This window comes from Moorena sp. (assembly GCF_982860115.1).
Map to the genome: position 1 here is coordinate 270 of NZ_CEYLVT010000078.1, position 4,091 is coordinate 4,360.

The 4,091-nt window shown below is 44.0% G+C and carries 3 protein-coding genes; all 3 read left to right on the top strand.

Features of this window, described 5'->3' with window-relative positions; all coding sequences use genetic code 11:
- A partial coding sequence (locus AC4II3_RS15140) for a CHAT domain-containing protein (RefSeq protein WP_490722835.1) occupies window positions 1–2,074 on the top strand: 2,074 nt, incomplete at its 5' end.
- Between the two features lie 793 nt (window positions 2,075–2,867).
- Window positions 2,868–3,362, top strand: coding sequence for a tetratricopeptide repeat protein (locus AC4II3_RS15145; RefSeq protein WP_488010428.1), 495 nt, complete (start codon window positions 2,868–2,870; stop codon window positions 3,360–3,362).
- 115 nt (window positions 3,363–3,477) lie between these two features.
- Entirely contained in the window at window positions 3,478–3,717 is a 240-nt protein-coding gene (locus AC4II3_RS15150) for a CopG family transcriptional regulator (protein WP_488010429.1), read from the top strand.
- Window positions 3,718–4,091: the final 374 nt, after the last annotated feature.

Below are 4,091 nucleotides of genomic sequence, written 5' to 3' on the forward strand. Positions count from 1 at the left end.
AATAGAAAATCACAGAGGTGAGGCTGTATCTCTGGGCAATCTCGGCAATGCTTACTATTCCCTGGGGGACTACAAAAAGGCTATTGATTTCCAAAACCAGAGTTTGGCTATTGTACGAAAAATAGGCAATCGCTCAGGTGAGGCTTACTCTCTGGGCAATCTTGGCAATGCTTACAAAAATCTAGGGGACTACAAAAAGGCTATTGATTTCCAAAACCAGAGTTTAACCATTGCAAGAGAAATAGGTGATCGCCAAGGTCAGGCTAACTCTGTGAACAATCTCGGCAATGTTTACTATTCCCTGGGGGAGTACCGAAAGGCTATTGATTTCCAAAACCAGAGTTTGGCTATCAAACGAGAAATAGGCGATCGCTTAGGTAAGGCTTACTCTCTGGGTATTATTGGCAATGCTTACTATTCCCTGGGGGAGTACCGAAAGGCTATTGATTTCCAAAACCAGAGTTTAAGCATTGCAGGAGCAATAGGAGACCAGGACGTAAAAGGTATACTCCTCAATAACTTAGGATTAGCTTTCTTTCAATCAGGTGATCTTGAACAAGCTGAAACCACCCTCACCAAAGCAATGAAGGTTAGGGAATCTTTACGAACAGGCTTGCAGGATACCTATAAAATTCCCCTATCCGAGAAGCACTCTGATACCTATCGCAATTTGCAGCAAGTTTTAATTGCTCGAAATAAAACTGATGCTGCATTGGAAATTGCCGAGAGGGGACGTGCTCGTGCCTTGGTGGAATTACTGACAAAGGAGTTATCCCCAGAACTAGATACTCAACTAAATTACCCTAACCTGAAGAAAATCAAACAGGTTGCCCAGCAACAGAATGCCACACTAGTAGCATACTCTATTATTCCCAGTGATGGAATCTATATTTGGGTGATCCAGCCTACAGGGGAAATTGAATGGCGCTTGGTTAAACTACCTCCAGATACCTCTCTCAAAGACCTGATTAACCAGGGATATAATTGCCTTGGAGACCATGGTCAATGTCGCAGTAGTGACTCTTCCGGGCAACCGTCCCAGGGGGATTGGGTCAAACTCAAGGATGACCAGTTCCCAGACTCCTGGGAAGTGCTTGAAGTTAATGCTCACGAAGGTACTTTACGACTCAAGTTACCAGGGTGGGAAGAAGGGGTAACAATCGAGCGCCCTATTACTGATGTTGTCAAAATTGTCGATTCCCCTAATATTGAGAAACCACGCTTACAACAGCTTCATCAACTACTGATTGAGCCGATTGCAGACTTACTGCCCAAGGATGAGAATGCCCGTGTAGTCTTCATCCCTCACAGAGAACTGTTTGCTGTGCCTTTCCCAGCCCTGCAAGACCGGGAGGAAAAGTACTTAATTGAGAAACACACCATGCTCACTGCTCCCTCCATCGAAGTCTTGGGCTTAACCCATCAGAAACGGAAAAACCTTCCTAAATCAGCCCAAACTGCCCTGGTAGTTGGTAATCCTACCATGCCCAAGGTACCACCAGCTCCTGGAGAAACACCTCAGGAATTATCTCCTCTCAAGGGTGCGGAAAAAGAAGCTAAATACATTGCCTCCCAGTTAAAGGCTCAACCCCTATTGGGAAAAGAAGCTACCGAAGCCATAGTTAAACGTCAGATGCCTAGCGCTAGATATATTCATTTGGCTACCCACGGGTTATTTGATCCCAAGCGTATCCCAGGTATTGGGAGTGCGATCGCCTTGGCTCCTTCAAACGGAGAGGACGGACTACTAACTGCGGAAGAAATCTTTGACATGAAACTCAGTGCAGAACTAGTAGTAGTCAGTGCCTGCGAGACCGGAGTCGGTCACATCAAGAGTGAGGGCGTGATTGGTTTATCTCGGTCCTTAGTTGCAGCGGGTGTTCCCAGTGTCATGGTCTCCTTGTGGTCAATCCCTGATGATAAAACCACAGAATTGATGACCGAGTTTTATCGGAATCTTAACAGCACAGGGGATAAAGCTCAAGCGTTGCGCCAAGCGATGTTGACCATGATTCCGAAGTCAGGTAATCCGAAAGATTGGGCGGCATTTACGTTGATTGGTGAAGCACTTTAGGGGAATCGGGAATCGGGAATCGGGAATCGGGAATCGGGAGTCGGCCATAGGGAATAGGCAATAGGGAAGAAAAAAGAGAGAATTTCGGGATTGGGGAAAAATCCTGTGTATCTACTAATTACGTAAGCATATGCGCTACGCCCACGCTACGCAAACAGCGGTCAGCAGTCAGCAGTCAGCTTAAAAATAAACCTATGCAGGCCTATGGCCACGCTACGGGAACGGGAGAATTGAAAGGGTACATCTGATATTTGTAAAAAAAAAGGGGAGTGGGCGCGGGGCCCGGGTGTGGGGAGTTTGGGAATTATCTTAGAATTTTTGCTTAATTTCAGGCATTTTCGTGAATTATTGTCCACTGTTCCGTGTTCCCAAATCCGCTGTTAACGACTTCTGAAAGACGTCTTGTTTGATTGCAATTAAATTGCAAAAAAGGGTTACTGATTAGTTGCTTGGTTTTGGATAAATTTAAAAATTCATACCACTGCTTTTCATAATTTTCCGATCTAACACTGTTATATAAATAGATGATTTTTTTCAAGCTTCAAACTTACAGTATGCCCAAAGGGATGTGGTTTGATGCCTTCACCAACCTCCCTCAACTAGGTTGGCCTAATTCCTAGGATAAAATACTCCCTCAGGATTGGGCAGATTTATGGCAGGAGCTTGGTTGATAAAAAATTTATTCACAGCCCTTGGTTGATTCTTGTACTGGTAAAAATTAACCAAGTAACGGGGAACTTGTTAACAGAAAAATCCCCCGATTCCTTATTCTATTTTTTTTTGTGTGATCGTCATGAAATTTCCAAAATTTCGATTAATTATCCTGCTGGCTTTGTTAGGTAATTTTTCACCACCTTTACTAGGTAATGTTTCACCCCTATTACCAACTTCTCCAGCATTAGCTCAATCTTCACAAAGCCCTAAACCTCAAAATTACCGATTTTATAATCAACCTCTGAAGCCGTTTCAAGTAAGTCAAGATCGGGAAGCATTGCAGTATTGGCAGACGTTAGTCAGTATTTATCGAGAAATAGGCGACCAGCAAAGTGAGGCTGTATCTCTGAATATTATCGGTATTATTTACACAAACCTAGGGGACTATCCAAAGGCCATTGAAAACTTCGAGCAGAGTTTGGCTATTGCAAGAGACATAGGCGATCGTGAAGGTGAAGCTAACTCTCTGGAAAATCTCGCCAAGGTTTACAAAAACCTGGGGGACGACTCAAAAGCCACTGATTTCCAGCAGGAGAGTTTGGATATCAAACAAGAAATAGGCTTGGAAAGGTAAAATTTACTCTATTGTACTAGCAATATAAGTAGTTCGTAAGCATTAAGCTATCAGCCAAAGGCCAACAGCTGAATGCTTACGTTCAGTCTATCAATTTACAGGATCAAGTTATAGAATGAGTTATTCTCCGTTACAATTACCTGATACCTTGTTGAAAGAAATTCAACGTCTTGCTCAAGAAAATCAAGTTTCTATCGAGCAGTGGTTAGTGAGTGCTGTGACGGAAAAAATTGAAGCTCATAAAGTTGTACAACTATTGCAGAGTTATGCTGAAAAAGCAGATTACAACCATTTTGATGCAATATTAGCATCAGTGCCAGATACAGAACCTATCGCAGGTGATCAGTTGCTATAGAACCCCTAAGTGGATTTATGCGATCGCGTAGCGTGGCCGAAAGGCCAATCGCATAAGCGCGGAAGCTGAGGCCTTTCGGCCAGGCTTTGCGAACGCTTCCGGAGCGTAGCGTGGCCTACGGCCAATCGCTGTTTAGTAGGCATTGCTTAATAATTGAATGATTTTAAGAGTGAGGTAGAATGGGCATCTTGGTGGAACTGGCATCTTGGTAGAACTGGCATCTTGGTAGAACTGGCATCTTGGTAGAACTGGCATCTTGCCAGTTTCATGCTTATTTTTGCGCGGGCAGGATGCCCACTCTACTTTCATGCTTATTTTCGCGCGGGCAGGATGCCCACTCTACTTTCATGCTTATTTTCGCGCGGGCAGGATGC

Excerpts from the sequence above, each read along its gene's own strand:
- AC4II3_RS15145 (WP_488010428.1), top strand. The coding sequence starts at position 2,868 with ATGAAATTTCCAAAATTTCGATTAATTATCCTGCTGGCTTTGTTAGGT.
- AC4II3_RS15150 (WP_488010429.1), top strand. The coding sequence starts at position 3,478 with ATGAGTTATTCTCCGTTACAATTACCTGATACCTTGTTGAAAGAAATT.